Raw genomic sequence first — 25739 nt, forward strand, 5'->3', positions numbered from 1 at the left:
CGTCGTGAAACGCCTGCTCGCCCTCATCTGTCTTCTCAGCTTCTTTGGCATCGCCGCCCTCGCCCAGTCCGAGGGTGACGAGAACGACAACGGCTTCCTGATCAACATGCTGCAGAACCAGCTGTCGGGACCGGGCCGTCAGATCCAGGTCTCCGGTGTCAGCGGCCTGCTCTCGTCGCAGGCGCGGATCGAGCAGATCACCGTCTCCGACGAGCAAGGCGCCTGGCTCACGCTCAGGAACGTGGCGCTCGACTGGACGCGCTCCGCGCTGCTTCTCGGCCGGCTCAACATCAACCGCCTCGCCGCCGACGAGATCGAGCTCGCGCGCCAGCCGGACATTCCGCCGACGCCGGTGCTCGAACAGACCGAGGCGACCCCGTTCCAGGTGCCGGAACTTCCGGTCCAGGTCCAGCTCCAGGAACTCGCGATCGGCCGCTTCATCCTCGGCGAACCCGTCGCCGGCGTCGCGGCGGAACTGTCGCTGAACGGCAACCTCAGCCTTGCGAGCGGCGAGCTCGACACGACGCTCAATGCGGAACGGCTCGACGCGCCCGGTGGCACGCTCGGGCTTCAGGCGAGTTTCGCCAATGAATCTCGCCAGCTCGGCCTCGACCTGCACCTCCAGGAGCCGGCGGGCGGTCTGGTTTCGACGCTGCTCAAGATCGAGAACGAGCCGCCGATCGACCTGCGTCTCGCGGGCAACGGGCCGCTCGACAATGTGGATATCACCCTCGCGCTCGACGCCGCGAGCGAGCGGCTCCTCGGCGGCACGCTGGCGCTGCGCGGCGGCGACGAAGGGCTCGGCTTCGACGCCGACATCCGGGGCGGCATCGCGCCGCTCATTCCCGCCGCCTATCGCGACTTCTTCGCGGGCGAGACCGCGCTGAGCGCGAATGGCGTGCGCAAGACCGATGGCGGCACCCGCCTCGACGCGCTGTCGCTCAGGGGCGCGGTGCTGGAGCTCGACGGCAGCTTCGACACGACGGCGGACGGCTTCCCGCGGGCGATCGACCTCACCGGCGCGCTCGGCGATCCGGAAGCCGCGCCTGTAACCCTTCCCGTGCCCGGGGCCGCGACCACGCTCAACTCGGCCCGGCTCTATCTCTCCTACGGGCAGCAGACGCGCTGGAACGGCTTCGTGGTGCTCGACCGGCTGACGGCGCGCGGCGTCTCGATGGAGGATCTGACGCTCAACCTCGGGGGGCTGGCGGAGAACCTCGAAGACCCGGCCGCGCGCTCGATCACCCTCGCGCTCGAAGGTCTCGCGACCGGCGTCACGACCGACGATCCGGCGATGGCGGAGGCGCTCGGCGACCGGTTCGACCTTTTCGCCGACGTGGCCATGCCGCCCGGCGCGCCGGTGGAAGTCCGCCAGCTTCAGCTCTCCGGCTCCGGTCTCTCGGTCTTCTCGGCCGGCACGCTGGAGGATTGGGTCTATGCCGGCCGGAATTCGGTCAAGGTCGACGATCTCGCCCCCTTCGGCGCCATCGCGGCCCGGCCGCTCGCCGGTGGCATCGACATCGACGCCGACGGTTCGATCAGCCCGCTGAGCGGCGGTCTGGACCTGACGCTGGCGGGCAGCGCGCAGGATGTGAGGATCGGCGATCCGCGGGCGGATGCGCTGATGGCCGGGGAAACGACGCTCGCGGGCCGCGTCGTGCGCGATGCGAACGGCATCCGGACCGAGGGGCTCCGCGTCGGCAACGCGCAGTTCTCGCTCGCCTCCGATGGCCGCATCTCCTCGACCAGCACCGATTTCACCTTCGACGCCTCGCTCGCCGATCTCTCGCAGATCGATCCGCGTCTCGGCGGCGCCCTGACCGCCTCGGGCACGGCGCGGGGTTCGGGACAGGATATCGACGTCGATTTCGACGCGCGCATTCCCGAGGGCGAGCTGATGGACCGGCCGCTGACCGGCGCGGAACTCGGCTTCACCGGCACCGTCGCGGGGCTCGGCGCCGCCACGGCCGTGACCGGCGATCTGCGGGGCGGCGGCCAGTTCGGCGACCAGCCCCTGTCGCTCGCGGGCAGCATCGACACGACGGGCGGACAGCAGGAGATCCGCAGCCTCCGCGCCGCGGTCGGGCCGAATACCGTGGCGGGCGATGTGATCCGCGCGGCGGACGGGCTCATGACCGGCTCGCTCGCGCTCCGCGCCCCCGATATCGCCCCGATCGCCGCCCTCGCCCTCACCGAAGGCTCGGGCGCCATCGAAGCCGACCTCGACCTCGCACCCGAGGACGGGCGGCAGCGTGTGACCGTCGCGGCCAACGGGCGCGAGATCGCCGTCGCGGGCAGTTCCATCGCATCGGTCAATCTCGACGCGGCCATCTCCGACGCGCTCGGCGTGCCGATGGTGAACGGCTCGCTCGCCGGCACTTCGATCCGGGCCGGCGGGCTCGACATCGTCACCGTGAATGCGACGGCCACGCCGGATGGCGAGAACCGCACCGCCTTCTCCGCCGACAGCCGGCTCGCGATCGGCACGCTGATCGACATGACCGGCGCGCTCGACCGGCTGAATCCCGGCATGGCGGTCACGCTCGATACGCTGCGGCTCCGCCAGGACCCGCGGGTCGCGACGCTGACCCAGCCCGCGACGATCACCATGCGCGACGGCACCACGACGCTGACGCCGCTTACCCTCGATTTCGGCACGGGACGGTTGAGCGCCCAGGGCACGGTCGCCGAGGACTACGACCTCGCCATCGATCTCGAAACCCTGCCGCTTGATATCGCCAATGCGATCGCCCCGGATCTCGGCGCGGCGGGCGACGTGACCGGGACCGCCCGCGTGACCGGCCCGCGCGCGACGCCGAACGTAAGCTTCGACGTGGCGGGCAACGGGCTCGGCGCCCAGGCGACGCGGGACGCCGGCATGCCGCCGCTCGCGCTCACCGCGACTGGCACCACCGAGGGCGGCCAGCTGAACCTCGACGCGGCCGCCACGGCGCCGAACGGGCTCGACCTCCGCGTCGCGGGCGGCGTGCCGATGGCCGCGTCGGGCGCGCTTGGACTCGATGTCGCGCTCAATTCGCTGCCGCTCGCCATGGTGGACGGGCTCGCGGGGGATCAGGGGCTGCGCGGCGACATCACCGGCAATGCGCGGGTGACAGGCACATTCGCCGATCCGAACGCAACCTTCGAGCTGAACGGGAGCGGCCTCACGATGAACACGCTGGCGGCCGCGGGCAGCGGGCCGCTCACCCTGACCTCGCGCGGAGATTTCGCAAACCAGACGCTGACGCTTTCCGAAGCGCGGCTCGGTGGCGGCGGAGTCGACTTCGCCGCCTCGGGCCGGGTGCCGCTCAGCGGCTCCGGCCTCGATGTCTCGGGCTCGGGCACCCTCCCCCTCTCGCTCGCCAATGCCTTCCTCGCGGAGCGCTCCACCCAGGTCGCCGGCACCGCCGCGCTCGACTTCCGCGCGCTGGGCTCGATCACCGCCCCGGTCCTGTCGGCCAATGCGCGGATGGACGACGGCACGCTGGTCGATCCCGAGACCAATGTCCGGCTCAACAACATCGATCTCGACGCGTCGCTCGCGAACAACACGGTGAACCTCCGCAACCTCTCGGCCAATTCGGCGGCCGGCGGCGGGCTCGCGGCTTCCGGCACCCTCGGCCTCGGCGAGGGGCTGCCGGCCGATCTCGACGTGCGCCTCAACGACCTGCGCTATACCGACGGGTCGTTCGTGTCGACGCGGCTCTCGGGCAACCTCTCGGCGGAGGGACCGATGCTCGGCGACGGTCTCGTCAGCGGCACGATCGACCTCGGAACGACGGAAGTCTCGATCTCGGAAGGGCTCGGCGCCGGCGCCTCGGCCAATCTCGAACTGGTGATTCACGAACTGCCGCCGCGCCGGGTGACCGAGACGCTCGAACGCGCCGGGATCGGGCTCGACCCGGCGGCCAAGGCGGAGCCGGCGAGCCAGTCCAGGCTGCGTCTCGACGTGCTGATCCGCGCCCCGCGCCAGATCTTCATCCGGGGCCGCGGCCTCGACGCCGAGCTTGGCGGCGAGACGCGGATTCAGGGCACGGCCTCCAATGTCCAGCCGGTCGGCCAGTTCCAGCTTCGCCGCGGGCGCCTGTCGATCCTCGGCCAGCGGCTCGATTTCGACGAAGGCTCGCTGACACTCGTGGGCGACCTCGATCCGCAGATCCATTTCGTGGCCCAGACCCTGTCGGAGGACGTGACCGCCTACATCACCGTCACCGGCAGCGCCACGGCGCCCGAGGTCATCTTCTCCTCGGACCCGGAACTGCCGCAGGACGAGGTCTTGGCGCGCATCCTGTTCAACCGCTCCGCGGATGCCCTGTCTCCATTCCAGCTCGCCCAGCTCGCAGCCGCGGCGGCGGAACTCGCGGGCGGCGGCGGCGGCGGGCTGATGGAACAGCTGCGCAGTTCGACCGGCCTCGACGACCTCGATATCGTCACCGAGGAGAACGGCTCCACCGCCGTCCGCGCCGGCCGCTACGTCAGCGACGATGTCTATGTCGACGTGCAGACCGGCAGCGACGGCGTGAGCCGCGCGGCGGTGCAGGTTGAACTGACGGATACGGTTCAGGGCCGCGGCGAAGTCGGCAGCGACGGCAACACGGAACTCGGCCTGTTCTACGAGCGCGATTTCTGACCGGGACCGCCGTTTCGCCCTGACGCCTCCCGCGCGTTGGCCATCATCTCCACGTCATCCGGGGCAGGCCCGGCCCGGGCGTGGCTGGCGCACGAGCGCGGTCGCAGGCCGCCGCGACAATCTGACCCACCGCGAGCGGCACCTCGACACTTCGTCTCCGGGCGGATAGAAGATAACCAAAATAGTCGTGTTTAGGGAGGACAGACATGCCGAGACCGATGATCATGACCGCCTTGCTCGCGCTGGCCGCGGGCGCCGCGCCCGCCCTGGCGCAGGAGGTCAATATCTATTCCTCTCGCCACTACGACACCGACGAGAAGCTCTATTCCGACTTCACCGAGGCGACCGGCATCAAGGTGAACCGGATCGAGGGCACGGCGGACGAGCTCACCGCGCGAATGAAGGCCGAGGGCGAGAACAGCCCCGCCGACATCATCCTGACCGTCGACGCCGGGCGAGCCTGGTTCGCTGATCAGGAAGATCTGCTACAGGACATCGACTCCGAGGTGCTGAACGAGCGGATCCCCGATTATCTGCGCTCCCCCGATGGCGCCTGGTACGGATTCTCGACCCGCGCCCGGGTGATCTTCTACGCCAAGGACCGCGTGGAAACTCCGCCGCAAACCTATGCCGAACTCGCCGATCCGAAGTGGAAGGGCAAGGTCTGCATCCGCTCGTCGAGCAACATCTACAATCTCTCGCTGATGGCCGCGATCATCGCGCATGAGGGCGAGGAGGGCGCGAAGGCCTGGGCGGAGGGCGTGCTGGCCAATCTCGCCCGTCCGCCGGAGGGGGGTGACACCGATCAGCTCCGGGGCCTCGTCTCGGGTATCTGCGATGTCGCGGTCGCGAACACCTATTATTTCGCCCGCGCCCAGGCCGAGCCGGTCGAGGGGATCGGCGCCGATGTCGAGAAGATCGGCTGGGTCTTCCCGAACCAGGAAACGACCGGCACCCATCTCAACATCGCCGCGGCCGGCGTGGCCGCCCATGCGCCGAACCGCGAGGAGGCGGTCCAGTTCCTCGAATACCTGACGACCGGCTCGGCGCAGGAGTTCTTCGCGAACCAGAACCACGAATTCCCGGTCGTGCCCGACGCCGAGGTCGGCGAGATCGCCGCCGCGCTCGGCGCGTTCAAGCCCGATACGCTGAACCTGAACGCGCTCGGCGAGAACCAGGCCAAGGCGCAGGCGATCTTCAACGAGGTCGGCTTCCCCTAATCCGATCAGGGCGCGGCCGGACCGGCGCGCGCCAGCACGGATGGAGAGGCGCCCGGCCCTGCGCGGTCGGGCGCCTTTCCTTTTGTTGACCTTCTTACTCGGGAATGTCAGACCACGCGGGCCACCCTCAACCGGAGCCGCCGATGCATCGTCTTCTCGCCGCCGCGTTCATCGCGGCAACCGCCCTGCCCGGCTGGGCGCAGGAGGTCAACATCTACTCCTCGCGCCATTACGACACGGACGAGAAGCTCTATCTCGATTTCACCGAGGCGACGGGGATCGAGGTCAACCGGATCGAGGGCACGACCGACGAGCTCATCGCCCGGCTGAAGGCCGAGGGCCGCAACAGCCCGGCCGACATCCTCCTAACCGTGGACGCGGGCCGGATCTGGCTCGCCGACCGCGAGGGGCTGCTCCAGCCGGTCCAGTCGGACGTGCTTGACAGCCGCGTGCCGGCGGAGTTCCGGCATCCGGACGATCACTGGTTCGGCTTCTCGACCCGCGCGCGGATCATCTTCCACTCGAAATCACGCGTCCCGAACCCGCCGCGCACCTATGAGGCGCTCGCCGATCCGGAATGGAAGGGCCGCGTCTGCATCCGCTCGGCGACGGATGTCTACAACCTCTCGCTCATGAGCGCGATCATCGCCCATGACGGCGAGGCCGGGGCGGCGGAATGGGCGAAGGGCGTGCTCGACAACCTCGCCCGCCCGCCGGAGGGCGCGGATCTCGACCAGCTGCGCGGGATCATCTCCGGCCAGTGCGACATCGCCGTGGTGAACACGTATTATTACGCCCGCACGCTCGCGGAGAACGTCGATGGCATCAGCGGCGAGAGCGAGGATCTGGCCTGGGTCTTCCCCAATCAGGAGACGACGGGGACGCATGTGAACATCGCGGCGGCGGGGATCGTCATCAATTCCCCGAACAAGGAGAACGCGGTCCGGTTCCTCGAATATCTCACGACCGATCAGGCGCAGGCCTATTTCGCGAACCAGAACTACGAGTTTCCCGTCGTCGAGGGGGTGAAGGTGAGCGAGATCGCCGCCTCGCTCGGGACCTTCCGGCGCGACACGCTGAACCTGAGCGTCCTGGGCGAGAACCAGCCCAAGGCGCAGGAGATCTTCAACGCGGTCGGTTTCCCCTGACGCTTACGCGGTCCCCGGCTCGGACTTGGACCCGGCCCCGGCGTACCCGGCCCGCTCCGCTCCCGCGGGGCGGCGCCCGGCGATCGAGCGGCAGACGAGGATGACCGGCAGCAGGCCGATCGCCGCGATCACGAGGCTCGGGACGGCGGCCTGATCCAGCCGCTCGTCCGCCGCCAGCCGATGCGCCTGCACCGCGAGCGTGTCGAAGTTGAACGGCCGCATGATGAGCGTCGCCGGCAGTTCCTTCAGCACATCGACGAAGACCAGCAACGCGGCGGTCAGGAGGCTGCCCTTCAGGATCGGAATCTGCACGCGGGTCAGGAGCGCCAGCGGCCGGGTGCCGAGGGTGCGCGCAACCGCGTCGATATTGGGGCTGACCGTCGCCATCCCGGCGTCATAGGTGTTGAGCGCCACCGCCATGAACCGCGCCATGTAGGCGAGCACCAGAAGCCAGATCGTGCCGGTGAGCAGGAGGCCGGTCGAAACGCCGAACCGCTCGCGCGCGATCGCGTCGATCGCATTGTCGAGATGGGCGAAGGGAACCAGAAGCCCGACCGCGATCACGCCGCCCGGCACGGCGTAGCCGAGCCCCGCCCCGAGCACGAGGCCACGCGACAGCCGTCCCGGATGGAGCCGCGCGCGGAATCCGATCAGGACCGCGCCCGCGACCGTCACGGCGGCGGCCACGCCGCCCAGCGTCAGAGAATTGGTGACGAAGCCGAGATAGCGCGGATCGGCGAGGCTCTGGCCCGACCCGAGCGCCATCCGCGCCAGCACCACCACGGGCAGGGCGAAGCCGATGGCGAAGGGCACGCCGCAGGCGAGCGTGGCGACCCAGCCGCGCCAGCCCGTGAGCCGTGTCTTCTCCGCGCCGGCGCCGCCGCCCCCCCGGCCATAGGCGCGCGCCTCGCCGCGCTGCGCCCGTTCGAGACCGGCCAGCAGGAGTGCGAAGGCGAGCAGGCAGAGCGCGAGCTGCGCCGCCGCGCCCCGGTCCGCCATCGAGAACCAGGCCTGATAGATCCCGGTCGAGAAGGTCCGGACCGCGAAATGCGCGACCGTGCCGTAATCGGCGATCGTCTCCATCACCGCGAGCAGCACGCCCGCGGCGATCGCCGGCCGCGCCATCGGCAGGCTGACCCGCCAGAACGCGCCCCAGGGGCCTTGCCCCAGCGTGCGCGCCGCGAGATAGGCGGTCGCGGATTGCTGCGCGAAGGCGTTGCGGGCGAGGAGGTAGACGTAAGGATAGAGCACGCAGACCAGCATCAGCGCCGCGCCCGGCAGAGAGCGGATGTTCGGGAACCAGTAGTCGCGCGGCCCCCAGCCGGTCACCGCGCGGAGCCAGGTCTGCGCCGGACCCGGATGCGACAGGAAGTCGGTATAGGCATAGGCCAGAACATAGGCGGGGAAGGCGAGCGGCAGCACAAGCAGCAGTTCGAGCACCCGCGCGCCCGGAAAGCGGTACATGGTGACGAGCCAGGCCGCCCCGGTCCCGACCGCGGCCGTCCCGAGCGCGACTAGGGCCACGAGCAGCAGCGTGTTGCGGACGTAGAGCGGCAGCACCGATCCGGCCAGCCCGCGCCAGGTCTCGAGGTCGCCCATCAGGGCGGCGAGGGCCGCGGCCGCCATCGGGGCCACGCAGATGATCGCCACGAGCCAGGCGAGACCGTTCAGAACACGCGCACCCATGGACCCGCTCCCCGCGATGCCGGCCAGAATCATACGGGCCGGACCTGTACCGGCCGGTGATCCCGCGGGGATTCCGCCGGGACCGCCGCGCCTTCCCCGGCGCTAGAACCCGCCGCCGGTCTGCGTGCCGGGGCCCTGCTGCTGGAACTGGCCGGGGTCCATGTTGAGGATGTTGCCGAAGAGCTGCTGCAGCGCGCCGAGCTGCTGACCGCCGGTCTCCGTCGTCTCGCTGGCGAGTTCGATGACCCGACCGTCCTTCACGCCATAGCGGGCGAGGCCGGTCACGACACCCTCGCCGCTGTAACTGACGGCGAGCACCTTCCGGTCGAGCACGCGCGGCGCGTGGTAGGTGTAGTTCTCGAAGGTGCTCTCGACATAATACCAGGCGGAATCGCGCATCACGCCGCCGCCGGCGGGCAGGCCGAGGATCTCCTCGACCGTGGCGGCGGTATCGACGCCCGGCCTGATCCGCGCCACATCCGCCTCCGACGGCATGTAGCCGTGGATCTGCGTCGTCGCCGAACAGGCCGCCAGCGAAAGCCCAGATACAAGCAGGGCGGCGGCGAGAGCCCGCGTCGCGCTGGAGCGCATGTCGTCCTCATCCATGATCCGAATACCACTTGCTCCCCTACTCCGCGCATGGTCTAAATTCAAGGAACTTGGCCGGGTAGGCCGGGCCATGTCCCGGACTCGCGCCGCGAAGGACCCGTCATGACTCCGCTCATCGAACAGGCCGCCGACAACCCGGAGTTTCCCCGGGTGATCGAGCTGGCGAGGCTCCGGGACACGCCGGAATACCGTTTCGACATCTCCCCCTCGGAAACCGAAGCCGCGTCGATCGCCCGGCTGATGGATGCGCTCTCGGTCCGGAAGATGCGCTTCGCGGGCCGCCTCACCCCGGTCAGCGGCGGCGGCTGGCAGCTCGACGGCGCGCTCGGGGCAACCGTCGCGCAGACCTGCGTCGTGACGCTCGACCCCGTGACCACCCGCGTCGACCAGAAGGTGCGCCGGCTCTACCTGCCGAACGCCGCGCCGGCCGGCGCGGATGTGATTCTCTCGCCCGACGAGGATGAGGAGATCGATCCCCTGCCCGACCGGCTCGATCTCGGGCTCGTCGCGGTGGAGGCCCTGGCGCTCGCGCTGCCCGACTATCCGAGGAAGGAGGGCGCCTCGCTCGCGGCGATGGGCTATGACGAGGAGGGCGAGACCGTGAAGCCTTTCGCCGCCCTCGCGGCGCTGCGCGACAAGCTCGGCGGCGGGTCCTGACTAGGCGGGTCCTGAGCAATCGCCAGAAAGGGCTTGCGCCGGAGCGCTCGATGCGTATTTTCCGCGGTTCGTTTCCTGCCCGTTCCCGGCGACCTTGGGCGTGACAGACCACGCCGGATCTGGTACCCCGCGCGGGCCGAACACAAACTGAAGAGGATGATCCGGGCCGGGGCCCGATCGAGATCGAGGTCAAGACTATGGCTGTACCTAAAAGCAAGGTTACCGGATCGCGCCGCGGCATGCGCCGCTCGCATGACGCGCTCGTCGCCGCCAATCCGAACGAGTGCCCGAACTGCGGCGAACTGCGGCGTCCGCACCACGTCTGCGGCGCCTGCGGACATTACGACGGCCGCGAAGTGATCGCCGCCGATACCGTCGACCTCGACGACGAGGCCGCCTGAGCAACCTCTAACGACGCGAGGTTGGGCCGCCATGTCCGCCGACACCAGGATGATCGGCGCCGGCGCCGCCCCGACCACGGGTGATATCGTCCTGTCGATCGACGCGATGAGCGGCGATCGGGGTGTCGCGGACGTTCTGAAGGGGATGGGCAAGTCGCTGAGCGCCGATCCCCGGCTGCGCTACCTCCTGCATGGCGACGCCGAGGTTCTCGGCCGCGCGCTGCGGTCCGGCAGCCCCCTCGCCGCCCGTACCGAGATCCGTCATGCCGAATCCGTGATCGGCATGGAGGAGAAGCCGTCGCGGGCGCTGAGGCGCGCGCGCGGTTCCAGCATGTGGGGTACGCTGCAGGCGGTGCAGTCGGGCGAAAGTCCCGCCGCGATCTCCGCCGGCAACACCGGCGCGCTGATGGCGCTCTCGATGCTGGCACTCCGCAAGGCCCCCGGGGTCAATCGGCCCGCGATCGCGGTCCTCTGGCCTTCGGTCAATCCCGCCGGATACAACGTCCTCCTCGACGCGGGCGCCGATATCCGCGCCGACGCGGCCGATCTTCTGAACTACGCGCTCATGGGCACCTCCTACGCCCGCAACGCGCTCGACGTCGCCCGGCCGCGCATCGGCCTGCTGAACGTCGGGACCGAGGAGCACAAGGGCCGCTCCGAACTGCACGAGGCGGCCGACCTGATCGCCGATGCCGCGCCGCTGGGCGAATTCGACTATATCGGCTATGTTGAGGGCAGTGACATGGCCTCCGGCCGGGTCGACGTGATCGTCACCGACGGTTTCACCGGCAACATCGCCCTCAAGACCGGCGAGGGCACCGCCTCGCTGATCCGCGACCAGCTGAAACAGGCCTTCGCCTACAGCCTGTTCAGCCGCGCCGGCGCGCTCTTCGCGCTCGGCTCGCTCCGCCGGCTCGGTGCGAGGATCGACCCGCGCAACGTGAACGGCGGCGTCTTCCTCGGGCTGAACGGCCTCGTCATCAAGAGCCACGGCGGCGCCGATGCGACCGGCTTCGCCGCGGCGATCCGCCTCGCGGGCAATCTGGCCGAACGGGGCTTCACGCAGAAACTCGCCGCCCGCATGGCGCTTGGCACGCCGGCGGCCGTCGAGGAAGGCACTCGGGAGGGTGCGACGACATGACGACGATCCGGGCCGTGGCACGGGGCTGCGGCCACTACCTTCCCGCCCGCGTGGTCGAGAACGCGGAATTCGCGACCACCCTCGACACATCCGACGAATGGATCCGCGCCCGCACCGGGATCGAACGGCGGCATTTCGCCGCCGAAGGCGAGAGCACCTCGGATCTCGCGATCGCGGCGGCGCGGGCCGCCCTCGCCGATGGCGGGCTCACGGGCGCCGACATCGACGCGATCGTGCTCGCGACGGCGACGCCCGACAACACGTTTCCGTCGACGGCGGTGCGGGTCCAGACCGCGATCGGCATGAAGGCCGGCTTCGCCTTCGACATCCAGGCGGTCTGCGCCGGCTTCGTCTTCGCCCTCGCGCAAGCCGACGCGCTGATCCGCTCCGGCTCCGCCGAGCGGGTGCTGGTCATCGGCGCCGAGACCTTCTCGCGCATCCTCGACTTCACCGACCGCGCGACCTGCGTCCTCTTCGGCGACGGCGCCGGCGCGCTCATCCTCGAACGCCAGGAACAGACAGGCACCTCCGGAGATCGCGGTCTGCTCGCGACCGATCTCAATTCCGATGGCCGCTACACCGATCTTCTCTATGTCGATGGCGGCCCCTCGACCACCGGCACCGCCGGCGTCGTGAGGATGGCGGGTCAGGAGATCTTCAAGCACGCCGTCATCAAGCTCGCCCAGACCGGCGGCGCCGCGCTCGCCAAGGCCGGTCTCGAAAAGGCCGACGTGACCTGGCTGGTTCCGCATCAGGCGAACCTCCGGATCATGACCATGACCGCGCAGAAGCTCGGCGTGCCGATCGAGCGCGTCGTCGTCACCGTGCAGGATCACGGCAATACCTCCGCCGCCTCGATCCCGCTCGCGCTTTCCGTCGCCAATTCCGAGGGCAAGCTCCGGCGAGGCGACCTGGTGCTGATGGAGGCGATCGGCGGCGGTCTCGCCTGGGGCGCCGCCGCCCTGCGCTGGTAGCCGGCGCTCACCCCCGACACGCGGCGGCCGATGCCCGGCGGACAGCACCCCCGCCTCTCCGGGCCGCCGCTTCCGTCCCGCCTTCGCCGGTCCGGGCAAGCCGTTGTTATTGACTCGCTTTAACTGTACACCCTAGGCTTCGGTGCTGCGTGGCACTGGCCGCACCGGGGGGAAGGAATGAGTGAGAAAACTCTGACGCGGATGGAACTCAGCGAAGCCGTGTTCCGCGCCGTTGGCCTTTCGCGTAACGAATCCGCCGAACTCGTTGAATCCGTTCTCGATCACATGTCGAACGCCCTTGTTCAGGGCGAGACTGTCAAGATATCTTCATTTGGGACTTTCAGTGTGCGATCCAAATCCGCCCGTGTCGGGCGAAATCCGAAGACTGGCGAGGAAGTGCCTATTGAACCCCGCCGCGTCCTGACCTTCCGCCCTTCGCATATCATGAAGGAGCGGGTGGACGCCGGCAACAAGCGCTGAACCGCCCGGAGGGGCCGGCGCGAATAACAGGAACGAGGAGAGGCGCGGCGTTGGTGGCCTCGCCCTGATCCGGGCGGACAGCGTTTTCCACGCTTGCGAGGTTGACGAGACGATGGACAAGTCACCGGAAGCATTCAGAACGATCAGCGAAGTCGCCGAAACCCTCGATGTGCCGCCGCATGTGCTGCGCTTCTGGGAGACGCGCTTCAACCAGGTGAAGCCGGTAAAGCGCGGCGGTGGCCGGAGATATTATCGGCCGGAGGACGTCCGCCTGCTCCGGGGCATCCGCGGCCTGCTCTACGACGACGGCATGACGATCAAGGGCGTGCAGAAGATCCTGCGCGAGCGCGGCATCCGCCATGTGATCGGCCTCGGCACGCTGACGGGCGAGCCCGCCGCCACGCATTCCGCGCCGACAGCGGCGCCGGCCCTCGCGGCCTCCCCGCGCGCCCCGGCGGCCTCGCCCATGCCGCCGGCGACCGACCCGGTCCAGCGCCGACCCGAACCCGCGCCGAGCCGCATGAATCATGTGGACGGCCACGCTTCGGAGGTTCCCGGCGCCGCTCCCAGCCCTGTCCCCGGCTTCCTCGAAACCACGCTTCTGGCGCCGGATCGTCCGGCGTGGGGGCCGGCCGCGGCGAGCGAGGCCGAACCGAAGGTCCCCGCCACCGACGGGCAGGCCGTCGCGGTGACGCTGACCGGCCCCGGCCGCCGGGCGGCGCTCGCCGCGCTGGTGACGGAGCTTGAAGCCCTGCGCGCGGTCATGGCGCGGGACCGGAAGGGCTGAGGCACCTGCGCGAGGTGGTCCCGGGGACCGATCGCGCGCACGGCCGGACCCGCCTCGCGCGTCTCGGGGCGGTGCCGGAGCCTCTCCGCGAATTTCCGGCGCTTTCCGCTTGCTCTGCCCGGCGGCGCGGTTATAAAGCGCCCGGTGTCGGGCTATAGCGCAGTCTGGTAGCGCGTTCGACTGGGGGTCGAAAGGTCGTGAGTTCGAATCTCGCTAGCCCGACCAAATCCCCCGACGAGGATGGCCGCGGTCAGGGTGTTCTGGCCGCGCAGGAGATCTCCCGACTGCTCGCCGAGCGGCGGATCACCACGGAGATCTCCGTCGATGCGGATCAGGTCCAGCCTGCGAGCCTCGACCTGCGGCTCGGCGCCTCGGCCTATCGCATCCGGGCCTCCTTCCTGCCGGGCCCCGGCACCAGCGTCGCCAGGCGGCTCTCCGAATTCGAGATGCACCGGATCGACCTCGGGCCCGGCGCGGTGCTGGAGAAGAACTGCGTCTATCTCGTGCCGCTGATGGAAGCGCTGGACCTACCCCCCGATCTCTCGGCGGTGGCGAATGCCAAGAGTTCGACCGGCAGGCTCGACCTGCTGACCCGCCTCATCACCGACCAGGGTACCGAGTTCGACCGGATTCCGGCGGGCTACTCCGGTCCGCTCTACGCCGAGATCTCGCCGCGCTCCTTCTCGGTGCTGGTGCGGCCGGGGATGCGGCTCAACCAGATCCGCTTCCGCCGCGGTCAGGTCCTGCTCGACGACGCCGCGCTCAGGGAGCTGAACGCTTCACAGGGGCTGGTGGACGGGCTGGTCGATGGCCCTGCGCATATCGCGGGCGGTCTCGGCTTCTCGGTCGATCTGCGGCCCTCCGGGGGCACGCTCGTCGGCTATCGGGCCAAGCCGCATACCGGGCTCATCGACCTCGGCCGGATCGGACACTACCCGGCGTCCGACTTCTGGGAAGAGGTGCACAGCGAGAGCGGCCGGATCATTCTCGACCCCGGCGCCTTCTACATCCTCGTGAGCCGCGAGGCGGTGCATGTCCCGCCCGACTACGCCGCCGAGATGGCACCCTATCTCGCGATGGTGGGCGAGTTCCGGGTGCATTACGCGGGCTTCTTCGACCCCGGCTTCGGCCATGCCCAGGCCGGCGGCACCGGCTCGCGCGGGGTGCTCGAAGTGCGCTGCCACGAGGCGCCCTTCGCCCTCGACCACGGCCAGATCGTCGGCCGGCTGATCTACGAGCGCATGTCCGAACGGCCAGAAAAGCTCTACGGCGCCGATCTCGGCTCGAACTACCAGGGCCAGGGGCTGAAGCTTTCCAAGCACTTCCGGGCGTGAGTTTCCCGACCGGATCGTCCGCGCCCGATGCGCGCCCGGGGTTAACCAGACTCCATCACGACTGTCGCGGTCGCGGCCGCCTTCGCGGTATCGCTGTTTGGCGAGCCATCGGCACGTCCGCCGACCGCCGCCCCCGGAGCCGCGAGAATGCCGTCGTACCAACGCCCAATCTCGATCACCTACTACAAGGCCGTCAGAACCGGCCTCGACCTGCCGAATGTCGGCGGCGCGACGGATATCGTCGCGCGCGCGGATAGAGACCCGCGGGATTTCTACGACAAGTTCGAAGGCAGGTTTTCGTACAAGCCCGGCGACGGTCATCGCTGGAGCGGGAAGGAAGTCGACGCCCAGTTCACTGGACATATCGACGAATCGGGCGTCCTCTGGACCCGGTGGCTGGAGATCCAGATCAACAATGACCGGTTCGCCACGGTGGAGGTGAGAAACGGTGGGATCCCGTTCACGATCGGAGTCGATTATTTTCCGCGCATCGTCAACGTGCTGGGAGTCAATGCGAAGGGTTCCGAGTTCGGCGATCGCCTCATCGGCGGGGGAGCCTCCGACGTACTCGAAGGGGGCCGCGGAAACGATACTCTGCGCGGCGAGAAAGGCGACGACGTCCTCGTGGGCGGGTCCGGGCGCGACCATCTCTGGGGCGGCAAGGGCGCGGACCTGTTCGTTCTCGACGGCGACGTTCACGGGAAGGCCGAACGCGATGTCATCGAGGACTTCTCCGGTCGCGACAGGATTGATCTCCACCTGCTCAACTCGGACGGCATATATTCGCCGGATGACCGGCCGTTCGATTTCATCGGCGCGGATCGGTTCAGTGGAACTCGCGGAGAGCTGCGCTACTACAAGGGTCTGGTGCGGGGCGACAGGGATGGCGACGGGCGGGCGGATTTCACCATCGAGATCGCGAACGGCGCGCAGCTCGACGCATCCGATTTCATCCTGTAGCGGTCACAACAGCTCGCATGGCGACCGGTACGCGGGCGTTTGCACCTGCGTACCGCGGTGCGCTATAGTGGCGGCGAGCCAGCCAGCCACCCGTGAGTTCCACCGATGCCAGACGCCGTCAGCGCGCCGCCGAAAACAGCGGGCAAGGCCGAGACCAGAACGGCCAGGCCACCGCTCTACAAGGTGCTGTTGCACAATGATGACTTCACGCCCCGCGATTTCGTCGTGGGCGTGCTCGGCTCCGTGTTCCGGATGCCGATCGAGAGCGCGCATGGCGTGATGCTGACCGCGCATACCAAGGGATGCTGCGTCGTGGCCGTCTTCACCCACGAGGTCGCCGAAACCAAGGCCACCCAGGCGACCGACATGGGCAAGCGCGAGGGCTATCCCCTCATGTTCACGACCGAACCCGAGACCTGAGGTCGGGCCGCCGCGGGCGTCCGGGTTCCCACAGCGCCGTGCTGGTAGCCCGGCCGCGCGTCCGGCGTCGTCGCGCGATAGCCGCGTAGACCGATCTCGTCGGCTATCGGCGGTCGTTCTCGCCCGCCCGTCCCCGACGCGATGCCGCTCGCCTCGATCGCGCATCACCGACGGCGCGTGAGCGGAAACGCCCATCCGAGTGGGCCTCGCGATGGCATCCGCCCGACCGGAAGAGCGAGAGTACTGAACTCAGATCAGATCGCCCTGCGCCGGGTCCGGCGCCTGATCCCCGGTTTCGTCGCCAATTTCGCCACCCGTCCCGTATCCCATCCCGGGCAGCGCCCCCGGCATCGCACCCGGAGGCGGGCGATTGTCGAGCAGGCCCGCGGCGCGGAGTTCGCTCAGCCCGGGCAGGTCGCCCTCGGAGGCCAAGCCGAAATGGTCGAGGAAGCCCTCGGTCACGACATAGGTCGCGGGCCGGCCCGGTGTCATCCGGCGGCGGCCGAGCCTGACCCAGCCAAGCTCGATCAGCGTGTCGAGCGTGCCGGAGGACACCGAAACGCCTCGGATCTCCTCGATCTCGGCCCGCGTCACCGGCTGGTGGTAGGCGACGATGGCGAGGGTTTCGATCGCGGCGCGGCTGAGCTTGCGGCTCTCCACCACCTCGCGATTCATCAGGAAGCCGAGATCCGGCGCGGTGCGGAACGCCCAGCCGTCGCCCGCGCGGCGAAGCTCGACCCCCCGCCCCTCGTAGCGCCGCCGCAGGCCTGCCAGCGCCTCGGCCACGTCGCAGCCCCGCGGCAGGCGCGCGGCGATCTCGTGAGCGGTCAGCGGTCCAGTGCTCGCGAAAAGGACCGCCTCGATCATCCGCTCCTGTTCGGGCATCGGCGGCGCCATGAAGGACGGATCGGCGATGAAGCCGTGGGCGTTGTCATTCATTCGTGTTTCTCCCCGCCGCGTTTCCCGGCGTGCGTCTCCGCGGTCCGGTCTCCGTGCGTCTCCCCATCCCGCTGTCTGAGATAGATCGGCTGGAAGGGCGCGTCCTGCCGCATCGTCAGCCGCCCGCTTTTCACCAGTTCGAGCGCGGCGGCGAAGCTCGCAGCCGTCGCCGAACGGCGCTTCGTCGGTTCAAGCGCCCAGTCGTCGGGGAGCCAGGCCGAAAGCGTCACCCAGTCCGTGGCCGTCCCGATCAGCCCGCGCATCCGCTCAAGCGCCTGTTCCATCGTGAAGACCGGCCCGCGCGTGAGGTGCAGCGGCTGGAAATCGTCCTTGGTCTTGATCCGCGCATAGGCCCGCATCAGATCGAGAAGCCCGGCGGTGTGCTCGACCTTGACCGAGCGGCCCATGGTTTCCGGATCTCCGCGCGCGAAGACATCGCGGCCAAGCTGGTCGCGGGCCATCAGTTCCGCCGCGCGGGCGCGCATCGCCTCGAGCCGCTGGAGCTGGAAGGCGAGATGGGCGGCGAGCTCATCGGCGGAGGGGCCTTCCTCCTCCGGGTCCGGCGGCAGAAGCAGCCGCGACTTGAGGAAGGCGAGCCAGGCCGCCATCACGAGGTAGTCGGCCGCGAGTTCGATCCGCAGCGTCTTCGCCGCCGAGACGAAGCCCAGATACTGCTCGGCCAGTTTCAGGATCGAGATCCTGAGCAGATCGACCTTCTGGCCCCGAGCGAGCGTCAGCAGGAGGTCAAGCGGACCCTCGAACCCGTCCACATCGACGACCAGCGCCTCCGCCGCGAGGCGTTCGGCGACCGAGCCGGGATCGAAGAAATCCTCAGGCATGGGCCCGTGTCCCTACCCTCGCCGCCAGCGCGCGGTATTCGGCCTCATGCGCCGCGCTGTCGGCCGGCGCGGGCCTCCGCAGGGCGAGCGCCGCCTCGGAACGAGCGAGCGCGGCCCCTGCGAGCCGGGGCGTGGCGGCGACCACCGCCGCCATTTCCTCCGGCACACCATCGCAATGCAGGACCATGTCGCAGCCTGCAGCAAGCGCCGCCGCGGCGCGCTCACCGAGTCCGCCCCGCAGCGCCCGCATCGAGAGATCGTCGGTCATCAGGAGCCCGCCGAAGCCGATGTTCTCGCGGATCACGCNAGCCTGCAGCAAGCGCCGCCGCGGCGCGCTCACCGAGTCCGCCCCGCAGCGCCCGCATCGAGAGATCGTCGGTCATCAGGAGCCCGCCGAAGCCGATGTTCTCGCGGATCACGCGGATCATCCGCGGCGATTGCGTCGCCGGCCCGTCCGGGTCGAGCGCGCGGTAGACGACATGCGCGCTCATCGCCATCGGCATGTCGGCGAGCGCGCGGAACGGCGCGAAATCCGCCTCGAGCTCCGCGGGCCCCGCCTCGACCCGCGGCAGATCCTCGTGGCTGTCGAGCGGCGCCCGCCCCTGCCCCGGCACGTGCTTCAGGATCGGCAGAACACCGCCGGCCAGCAGACCCTCGGCCACCGCGCGGCCCATGAGCGCGACCTCGCCCGGATCGCCGGAATAGCAGCGGTTCCTCAGGACGCCATGCGTCTCCTCGCGCGCGAGATCGAGCACCGGGGCGCAGTTCACGTCTATGCCGATCGCGCGCAACTCTCCGGCGATCAGCAGGTAGCGCAGATGCATCGCCCGCGCCCGCGCCTCGGGCGGAAGTCCGGCGCATTCCTCGAGCGCAGGCGCCCATTCGCGCCAGACCGGGCCGCGCAGCCGGGCGACCCGCCCGCCCTCCTGATCGACCAGCACCGGCGCGTCGCGCCCCACGCAGTCGCGGAGCGCGGCCGTCAGCGCGCGCGTCTGCTCCGGGTCCCGGATGTTGCGGGCGAAGAGGATGAACCCCCAAGGGTCTGCCGAGGCGAAGAAGCGCCGCTCACCCTCCGAGAGTTCGGGACCGGCGCAGCCGAGGATTACCGCCCGCGCCGGCATGCTATTGCAACGTGACCGGAATGCAGTCGACGCCGCGCCCACGCAACGCATCGCACATCTGGCGCGTCTCGTCGGCGCTGTCGAAGCCCGCGACCCGCAGCCGGTAGAAGACGCGAGCGTTCGAGGTCGTCCGCTCGACATAGAGGCTCTTCGCGCCGAGCAGGTCGCCGTCGCGCGCCACGAGCCGTCCCCAGGCCTCACGGGCCAGCGCCTCGCTGTCATAGGCGCCGAGCTGGACCAGCCGGGACCCCTGCGCGACGCTCGAGACCTCGCGCGGCTGCGACGAAACCGAGGCGCCGCTCCGCGTGGGCGCGGCCTCGACAGGCGCTGTCGTCCGGGCCATCCGGAGGTTCGACGGGCGACCCATCGGCCGATCACCGGCGACCGGGGCCGCCCCCGGATCATCGCCAGGCGCGTCCCCCGGTTCCCCCTCGGGCTCCGCCGCGGCGACCGGCGCGACGGAGGCGACCATCGCCGCGAGTTCGTTCTGGATCGAAACCGGCGACAGGGGTTTCGGCTGGGCCTCGGGTCCGCCATCCGCCCGGGACGCCGCGTCCGGTTCGATCGGCGTGCCCGCGATGACGAGGTCGCCCTCGGCGGCGTCCTCGTCGGCGAGCGCGACGGGCTCTGGCGCGGCCGGCGCGATCCCCGTCGGATCGGGCTGGTTGCCCGCGAGCACCGAATTGACCTCGAGCCCCTGATGCGCGGCGCGGGCCCCGCCCGGGTCCTCCGGCGCGACGCGGGCTGGCCCCGCCATCGCCTTGATGACGGGAACCTCGTTCGCATCGCGGGTTCCGAGGCGGTAGGACCAGAGGCCCATCGCTCCGATCACACCGAGGAAAAGCACCGCGCCGGCGATCCGGCGCAGCGAAGCGGGGACGAGTTCCTCAGTCGGACGCCCCGCGACGGAATCGTATTCGTCGCTCAATAGATCGCGCATTGGGTTTGTGCCTGTTTTCACACACCATATCGTGTATGTGCCTCTGCTCCAACCCCGAAATCCACGCGGATGCTTTCAGCGCATCTCATCCATCGGGGTGACGCCAAGAATACCAAGCCCCGCCGATATGACAACCGCCGTCGCACGGGCGAGCGCGAGACGCGCCATCGTCTGCTCCGGCGCCTCGACGCGGAGGAAACGCTGCTCCGGATCGAGCTTGCCCTGATGCTGCAGCGAGTGGAAATCGGACGCGAGTTCATAGAGATAGAAGGCGATCCGGTGCGGCTCGTGGTTGTTCGCCGCCACTTCCACCTGACGCGGCCATTCGCCGAGCTTGCGCGCCAGCGTCATCTCGCCCGCGGTGCCGAGCAGCGCCATGTCGGCGCGCGCGAGATCGGCGTCCGCGGTCGCGAACCCCGCCCCCCCGGCCCTGGCGAGAACCGAGCAGACCCGGGCATGCGCGTATTGCACGTAGAAGACCGGATTCTCCTTCGACTGTTCCAGAACCTTGTCGATATCGAAGTCGAGCGGCGCGTCGTTCTTGCGCGTCAGCATCACGAAGCGGGTCACATCCGGCCCGACCAGTTCGATCAGGTCACGGAGCGTGACGAAGGTCCCCGCCCGCTTCGACATCTTGTAGGGCTGCCCGTCCTTGGTGAGTTTCACGAGCTGGCAGAGCTTGCAGTCGAGCGGCACCCGCCCGTCGCTCAGGGCGGCGACCGCCGCCCGCATCCGCTTCACATAGCCGCCGTGATCGGCGCCGAACACGTCGATGAGCTCGTCGAAGCCCCGTTCGACCTTGGTGTAGTGATAGGCGATATCGGGCGCGAAATAGGTCCAGCCGCCGTCCGACTTCTTCACCGGCCGGTCGACATCATCGCCATAGGCGGTTGATTTGAAAAGCGTCTGGACCCTGGGCTCCCAATCCTCCGGCGTCTTGCCCTTGGGCGGCTCCAGCACGCCCTCGTAGATCAGGCCCTTCGACGACAAGGCCGCGAGCGCCGCCTCGATCCGGCCGGTGCCATAGAGCGAGCGTTCGGAGTAGAACACGTCCATCCGCACGTTCAGCAGGTCGAGATCCTCGCGGATCATCTCCATCATCTTCTCGATCGCGTAGTCGCGGAGCGCCGGCAGCCAGTCCTCGTTGTCGTGGCCGACCAGCGCGTCGCCGTGCTCCCGCGCCAGCGCCTCGCCGACCGGGATCAGGTATTCGCCGGGATAGCTGCCTTCCGGGAACTCGATCTCGCGGCCGAGCGCCTCGAGATAGCGCAGATAGACCGAGCGGCCGAGCACATCGACCTGCGCGCCGCCATCGTTGATGTAGTATTCCCGCGTGACCTCGTAGCCCGCGAAATCGAGCAGGGCGGCGAGCGCATCGCCGAAGACCGCGCCCCGGGTATGGCCGATGTGAAGCGGTCCGGTCGGGTTCGCGGAGACGAATTCGACATTGACCCTGCGTCCCGCGCCGAGGGTGGAGCGGCCGACATGCCGCCCCTGCGCGAGGATCGCCGGCACTTGGGAGAACCAGCGTCCGCTCGCGAGCCGCAGGTTGAGAAAGCCCGGACCCGCGACCTCGACCGAGGCGACGCCATCAGCCTCGGCGAGAAGCGGCGCCAGCGCCTCGGCGATCTCGCGCGGGGCCTTGCGCGCGGGGCGCGCGAGCGCCATCGCCACATTGGTCGCCATGTCGCCATGCGCCGGATCGCGCGGCGGCTCGACCGTCACCGGCCCGAGGTCCAGCCCTTCCGGCAGGTCACCCCGCGCCACGAGCCGTCCCACCGCCGCGACCACGAGCGCCTTCACTTCCGCGAACAGATCCATCGCACCTTCTCCCTCCTCGGCGAGCCACGGCGTTATCACAGCCGCCGCCGACCCTCCACGCCCAATCGGTCGGCCGCCCGCTGGGTTCCGTGGTCCCGGCCGGGGCCAGCGACCCGTGATCCACAACCCGTGATCCACAACCCGTGATCGGCGCCACCCTGATCAACGGCCCGCGATCAACACCCGACGATCAAGGCCCGGTGATCAACACGCGGCCGTCGGCGGCTGGCGCATCGGGCGGGCGGCGGCTAGGCTTCGCTCCGACCAGCGATGGAGTCTGCCGTTGAGCCCGCGCCACTTCGCCGCTTACGCCTTTTGCGCCGGGCTCGCCAGCGCCGCCTTCGCCGAAAGCGTCGGGCCGGACGCATTCGAGACGATGAGCGAGGGACGCACGCTTCACTTCACGCTCGACGGAGAACCCTATGGCGCGGAGCAGTATTTCTCCGACCGCCGGGCCTTGTGGCGCCATGCCGATGGCACCTGCTCCTGGGGCCGCTGGTATCCCCGCGACGGGTTGATCTGTTTCGAGTACGAAGCCGGGGCCGAGGAGGATCAGGAGCCGCAGTGCTGGACCTTCGAAGGCGGCGCCACCGGTTTCAGCGCCGCGCTGATCAAGGATGGGGCGCCCACGGGGCTCACGCTCGATCTGGACCGGACCGACACCGCCCCGCTCGACTGCCCCGGGCCCGGCGTCGGAAGCTGACGCTGCCCGAGTTCCACCCCGCTCAGAGCAGCCGGCCCTGCCCTTCATCCTCGTCGGCCCCGCCCGCGCGTCGCCTCGGGCGCGGGGGCGCATGCTCGGGGCGCGCGCTGACGCGGCCATCGGCGAACTGGATCTCGAGCCGCGCTTCGGTCCCCGCCGCTTCCGCGCGGGTCACGACATGGCCGCCGGCGCCCCGGACGATCGCATAGCCCCGGCCCAGAACCGCTTCGGGATCGAGCGTCGCCAGCGTGCGCGCCAGCGCGCCGAGCCGCGCCGCCTGCTCCCGTCCGATGCGCCCGCCATCGCGGGCGAGCCGCGCGCCCTGCGCCTCCACCCGGTCGCCGAGGCGCGCGATCATCCGTGTCATCACCATCGGCCTCAGCCCCGCCGCCGCGCGACCGAGCTGCTCGGCCCGCCGTTCCAACCCATGCCGGAGCAGCGCCGGACCGAACCGCCCCGCCGCGCCGCGGGCGAGACCGAGCTCGCGCGCCCGAACCAGCCCGACAAGCGCGCGCGGCAACCGCGGCCCCACCGCGTCGAGCCGCTGCGCCCGCTCGCCGATGATCGCCTCGGGCCGGGGCAGGCCGCGGGCGAGATCGCGCAACCTCTGCCCCCGGAGCGCCAGCCCCCGCGCCGCCGAGGTGCGCCGCCGTTCCTCGAGCCCGCCGAGCGTGGCGAGCAATTCGAGCCGCACCGGCACCGCCATCTCGGCGGCCGCCGTCGGTGTCGGCGCCCGGCGGTCGGCGGCATGGTCGATGAGCGTGGTGTCGGTCTCGTGTCCCACGGCTGAAATGACCGGAATCCGGCTCTCCGCCACCGCGCGCACGACGATTTCCTCGTTGAACCCCCAGAGATCCTCAATCGAACCACCGCCGCGGGCGACGATCAGCAAATCCGGCCTCGGGATGCGCCCGCCCGGCGCGATGGCGTTGAAGCCCCGGATCGCGGCCGAAACCTCCGCCGCGCAGTTCGGCCCCTGCACCGTCACCGGCCAGAGCAGCACCGGACGCGGGAAGCGCTCGCGCAGGCGATGCAGGATATCGCGGATCACGGCGCCCGAAGGCGAGGTGACGACGCCGATCACTTCGGGCAGGAACGGCAGCGCGCGCTTGCGCCCCGCGTCGAAAAGTCCTTCGGCGGCGAGGGCCTGGCGGCGTTTCTCCAGCATCGCCATCAAGGCGCCCGCGCCCGCCGGCGCGATCTCCTCGACGATCATCTGGTACTTGGACGAGCCGGGGAAGGTCGTGAGCCGCCCGGTGGCGACTACTTCCATCCCTTCCTCGAGCTTCGCGACGAGGCCGCGCGCCGTGCCGCGCCAGACCACGGCGCCGAGAACCGCCCGGTCGTCCTTCAGGTCGAAATAGATATGCCCCGAGTTCGGCCGCGAGACCCGGCCGATCTCGCCACGCACCCGCACCCGGCCGAACTCGCCCTCGATGACGCGCTTCACCGCGCCCGAGATTTCGGAGACGGTGAATTCGGGCGCGTTCGCGCCGGTATCCGGTCGGGCTTCCTCGAACAGCTCCACTTGCCCACTCGCTTGCGGTTGACGGGTCGGCACCATAGAACGCCCCGCGAGCGATGGAAACGGGCTGGGCGAGGACGCGCGATGAACATTCTGATCCTGGGCGGCGGCGGCCGTGAACATGCGCTCGCCTGGGCCTTCGCGCAGAATCCGAAAGTCGACCAGCTCTTCTGCGCGCCGGGCAACGCCGGGATCGCGGAACAGGCGAGTTGCGTCGCACTCGACATTCTTGACGGCGCGAAGATCCTCGCCTTCTGCGCCGAGAACGCGGTCGATTTCGTGATGATCGGCCCCGAGGCGCCGCTCGCCGAGGGCGTGGCCGACGTGCTCCGCGAGGGCGGCATACTGACCTTCGGGCCGGGGCGCGAGGCCGCGCGGCTCGAAGCCTCGAAGGCTTTCACCAAGGAGATCTGCGCGGCCTGCGGCGCGCCGACCGCGCGGAGCCAGACCTTCACCGACCGCGACGCCGCGACCGCCTATCTGGCCGCCGAAGGCGCGCCGATCGTCGTCAAGGCAGACGGGCTCGCCGCCGGCAAGGGCGTAACGGTGGCTGAGACGCCCGATGAGGCGCAGGCGGCGCTTGACGCGATCTTCGACGAGGGACCGGGCGCGCGGGTGGTGATCGAGGAGTTCATGACCGGCGAGGAGGCGAGCCTCTTCATCCTCGCGAATGGCACCGATTTCATCGTCATCGGCAGCGCGCAGGACCACAAGCGCGCCTTCGACGGCGACGAGGGCCCGAACACCGGCGGCATGGGCGCCTATTCCCCCGCCCCGATCCTGACGGCCGAGGTCACCGAACGCGCGCTCAGCGAGATCGTGCGCCCGACGCTCGCCGAGATGGCCGCGCGCGGCACGCCCTTCCAGGGCGTGCTCTACGCCGGCCTGATGATCGAGAACGGCGCGCCGAAGCTCGTGGAGTACAACGTCCGCTTCGGCGATCCGGAGATCCAGGCGATCGCGATGCGGCTCGGCGCGCAACTGCTCGACGCGATTCTCGCCTGCGCCGAGGGGCGCACGGCGGAGGGCGAGGTGAACTGGGCAGAGGACCATGCGATGACGGTGGTGGTCGCCGCCCGGGGCTATCCCGGCGATTATGCGCGCGGCGAGGTGATCGGCCTGCCCGCGATCGACCTGCCCGGCGCGCAGATCTTCCACGCCGGAACGAAACTTCGCGATGGCGAGATCGTCTCGAACGGCGGGCGGGTCCTGAACGTGACCGCGCGGGCGGCGACGCTGGCAGAGGCCCGGAAACGCGCCTATGCGACGCTCGACGCGATCGACTGGCCCGGCGGTTTCGCCCGGCGCGACATCGGCTGGCGCGTGCTCGGCCGCTGACAGCCGCCTTGCCGCGGCGCCGGAAAGCGCCTAGTCCTCCCCCGAGGCACTACACGGGGAGTTTCA

The 25739-nt window shown here is 69.8% G+C and carries 23 protein-coding genes and 1 tRNA gene; 15 read left to right on the forward strand and 9 right to left on the reverse strand.

Annotated elements, in window-relative coordinates; genetic code table 11:
* Nucleotides 1-4: 4 nt before the first annotated feature.
* The 3 genes from ACLJK8_RS10515 (at nucleotide 5) to ACLJK8_RS10525 (ending at nucleotide 6998) form a co-directional block, all read left to right on the forward strand.
* Nucleotides 5-4630 carry a translocation/assembly module TamB domain-containing protein gene (locus ACLJK8_RS10515; protein WP_413150209.1) on the forward strand — a complete coding sequence of 1542 codons (4626 nt, stop codon included), beginning with the start codon at nucleotides 5-7 and terminating at the stop codon, nucleotides 4628-4630.
* 206 nt (nucleotides 4631-4836) lie between these two features.
* Nucleotides 4837-5850: a Fe(3+) ABC transporter substrate-binding protein gene (locus tag ACLJK8_RS10520; protein ID WP_413150211.1), complete on the forward strand. Its 1014-nt coding sequence runs from the start codon at nucleotides 4837-4839 to the stop codon at nucleotides 5848-5850.
* A 143-nt stretch (nucleotides 5851-5993) separates the two neighbouring features.
* Nucleotides 5994-6998, forward strand: coding sequence for a Fe(3+) ABC transporter substrate-binding protein (locus ACLJK8_RS10525; protein WP_413150213.1), 1005 nt, complete (start codon nucleotides 5994-5996; stop codon nucleotides 6996-6998).
* Between the two features lie 3 nt (nucleotides 6999-7001).
* On the opposite strand, the gene ACLJK8_RS10530 is transcribed toward ACLJK8_RS10525, so the two are convergent.
* Both ACLJK8_RS10530 and ACLJK8_RS10535 read right to left on the reverse strand, forming a co-directional pair.
* A complete protein-coding gene (locus ACLJK8_RS10530) occupies nucleotides 7002-8684 on the reverse strand; it encodes an ABC transporter permease (RefSeq protein WP_413150215.1) in 1683 nt (560 codons plus the stop codon).
* Nucleotides 8685-8786: 102 nt separating this feature from the next.
* Nucleotides 8787-9290, reverse strand: coding sequence for an outer membrane protein assembly factor BamE (locus tag ACLJK8_RS10535; RefSeq protein WP_413150217.1), 504 nt, complete (start codon nucleotides 9288-9290; stop codon nucleotides 8787-8789).
* Nucleotides 9291-9395: 105 nt separating this feature from the next.
* On the opposite strand from ACLJK8_RS10535, the gene ACLJK8_RS10540 reads away from it, so the two are divergent.
* From ACLJK8_RS10540 to ACLJK8_RS10585, 10 genes are all read left to right on the forward strand, one after another.
* Nucleotides 9396-9950, forward strand: a complete 555-nt coding sequence (locus ACLJK8_RS10540) for a YceD family protein (RefSeq protein WP_413150219.1) — start codon at nucleotides 9396-9398, stop codon at nucleotides 9948-9950.
* A 197-nt stretch (nucleotides 9951-10147) separates the two neighbouring features.
* Nucleotides 10148-10351, forward strand: a complete 204-nt coding sequence (rpmF, locus tag ACLJK8_RS10545; RefSeq protein WP_413150221.1) for a 50S ribosomal protein L32 — start codon at nucleotides 10148-10150, stop codon at nucleotides 10349-10351.
* Between the two features lie 49 nt (nucleotides 10352-10400).
* Entirely contained in the window at nucleotides 10401-11492 is a 1092-nt protein-coding gene (plsX, locus tag ACLJK8_RS10550; RefSeq protein ID WP_413150247.1) for a phosphate acyltransferase PlsX, read from the forward strand.
* Complete coding sequence (locus ACLJK8_RS10555; protein WP_413150222.1) at nucleotides 11489-12466, forward strand: beta-ketoacyl-ACP synthase III; 978 nt, start codon at nucleotides 11489-11491, stop codon at nucleotides 12464-12466. Before plsX ends, ACLJK8_RS10555 begins: the two co-directional genes overlap by 4 nt.
* A 177-nt stretch (nucleotides 12467-12643) precedes the next feature.
* Nucleotides 12644-12946 carry an integration host factor subunit alpha gene (ihfA, locus tag ACLJK8_RS10560; RefSeq protein WP_413150223.1) on the forward strand — a complete coding sequence of 101 codons (303 nt, stop codon included), beginning with the start codon at nucleotides 12644-12646 and terminating at the stop codon, nucleotides 12944-12946.
* A 112-nt stretch (nucleotides 12947-13058) separates the two neighbouring features.
* Nucleotides 13059-13733 (forward strand): MerR family transcriptional regulator, encoded by a 675-nt coding sequence (locus ACLJK8_RS10565; RefSeq protein ID WP_413150224.1) that lies wholly within the window; start codon nucleotides 13059-13061, stop codon nucleotides 13731-13733.
* Between the two features lie 148 nt (nucleotides 13734-13881).
* A tRNA-Pro gene (locus ACLJK8_RS10570) sits at nucleotides 13882-13958 on the forward strand.
* Entirely contained in the window at nucleotides 13931-15067 is a 1137-nt protein-coding gene (locus ACLJK8_RS10575; protein WP_413150225.1) for a 2'-deoxycytidine 5'-triphosphate deaminase, read from the forward strand. Before ACLJK8_RS10570 ends, ACLJK8_RS10575 begins: the two co-directional genes overlap by 28 nt.
* A 147-nt stretch (nucleotides 15068-15214) precedes the next feature.
* Complete coding sequence (locus ACLJK8_RS10580; protein ID WP_413150226.1) at nucleotides 15215-16027, forward strand: M10 family metallopeptidase C-terminal domain-containing protein; 813 nt, start codon at nucleotides 15215-15217, stop codon at nucleotides 16025-16027.
* A gap of 105 nt (nucleotides 16028-16132) precedes the next feature.
* Nucleotides 16133-16447 carry an ATP-dependent Clp protease adaptor ClpS gene (locus tag ACLJK8_RS10585; RefSeq protein ID WP_413150227.1) on the forward strand — a complete coding sequence of 105 codons (315 nt, stop codon included), beginning with the start codon at nucleotides 16133-16135 and terminating at the stop codon, nucleotides 16445-16447.
* 249 nt (nucleotides 16448-16696) lie between these two features.
* Here ACLJK8_RS10585 and scpB read toward each other — a convergent pair whose 3' ends face one another.
* The 6 genes from scpB to argS all read right to left on the reverse strand — a co-directional run bounded on the left by scpB (nucleotide 16697) and on the right by argS (nucleotide 22107).
* Entirely contained in the window at nucleotides 16697-17386 is a 690-nt protein-coding gene (scpB, locus tag ACLJK8_RS10590; protein ID WP_413150228.1) for an SMC-Scp complex subunit ScpB, read from the reverse strand.
* Nucleotides 17383-18225: a segregation and condensation protein A gene (locus tag ACLJK8_RS10595; RefSeq protein WP_413150229.1), complete on the reverse strand. Its 843-nt coding sequence runs from the start codon at nucleotides 18223-18225 to the stop codon at nucleotides 17383-17385. The genes scpB and ACLJK8_RS10595 overlap by 4 nt, the downstream gene beginning before the upstream one ends.
* A complete protein-coding gene (locus ACLJK8_RS10600) occupies nucleotides 18218-18493 on the reverse strand; it encodes a hypothetical protein (protein ID WP_413150230.1) in 276 nt (91 codons plus the stop codon). Before ACLJK8_RS10600 ends, ACLJK8_RS10595 begins: the two co-directional genes overlap by 8 nt.
* The gene (locus ACLJK8_RS10605) at nucleotides 18447-19346 is read right to left on the reverse strand and encodes a glycoside hydrolase family 3 N-terminal domain-containing protein (RefSeq protein WP_413150231.1); all 900 of its coding nucleotides are present in this window, start codon (nucleotides 19344-19346) and stop codon (nucleotides 18447-18449) included. Before ACLJK8_RS10605 ends, ACLJK8_RS10600 begins: the two co-directional genes overlap by 47 nt.
* A gap of 1 nt (nucleotide 19347) precedes the next feature.
* Nucleotides 19348-20286, reverse strand: coding sequence for an SPOR domain-containing protein (locus ACLJK8_RS10610; RefSeq protein ID WP_413150232.1), 939 nt, complete (start codon nucleotides 20284-20286; stop codon nucleotides 19348-19350).
* A gap of 75 nt (nucleotides 20287-20361) precedes the next feature.
* Complete coding sequence (argS, locus tag ACLJK8_RS10615; protein WP_413150233.1) at nucleotides 20362-22107, reverse strand: arginine--tRNA ligase; 1746 nt, start codon at nucleotides 22105-22107, stop codon at nucleotides 20362-20364.
* 283 nt (nucleotides 22108-22390) lie between these two features.
* Between argS and ACLJK8_RS10620 the strand changes: the two genes are divergently transcribed.
* Nucleotides 22391-22810, forward strand: a complete 420-nt coding sequence (locus ACLJK8_RS10620; RefSeq protein ID WP_413150234.1) for a hypothetical protein — start codon at nucleotides 22391-22393, stop codon at nucleotides 22808-22810.
* A 22-nt stretch (nucleotides 22811-22832) separates the two neighbouring features.
* Here ACLJK8_RS10620 and xseA read toward each other — a convergent pair whose 3' ends face one another.
* On the reverse strand, nucleotides 22833-24374 hold the full coding sequence (gene xseA / locus ACLJK8_RS10625; RefSeq protein ID WP_413150235.1) for an exodeoxyribonuclease VII large subunit: 1542 nt from the start codon (nucleotides 24372-24374) through the stop codon (nucleotides 22833-22835).
* A gap of 45 nt (nucleotides 24375-24419) precedes the next feature.
* Here xseA and purD point away from each other — a divergent pair, with 45 nt between their 5' ends.
* The gene (gene purD / locus ACLJK8_RS10630; RefSeq protein WP_413150236.1) at nucleotides 24420-25673 is read left to right on the forward strand and encodes a phosphoribosylamine--glycine ligase; all 1254 of its coding nucleotides are present in this window, start codon (nucleotides 24420-24422) and stop codon (nucleotides 25671-25673) included.
* Nucleotides 25674-25739: the final 66 nt, after the last annotated feature.

Source organism: Amaricoccus sp. W119 (assembly GCF_047275745.1).
Classification (GTDB): domain Bacteria; phylum Pseudomonadota; class Alphaproteobacteria; order Rhodobacterales; family Rhodobacteraceae; genus Amaricoccus.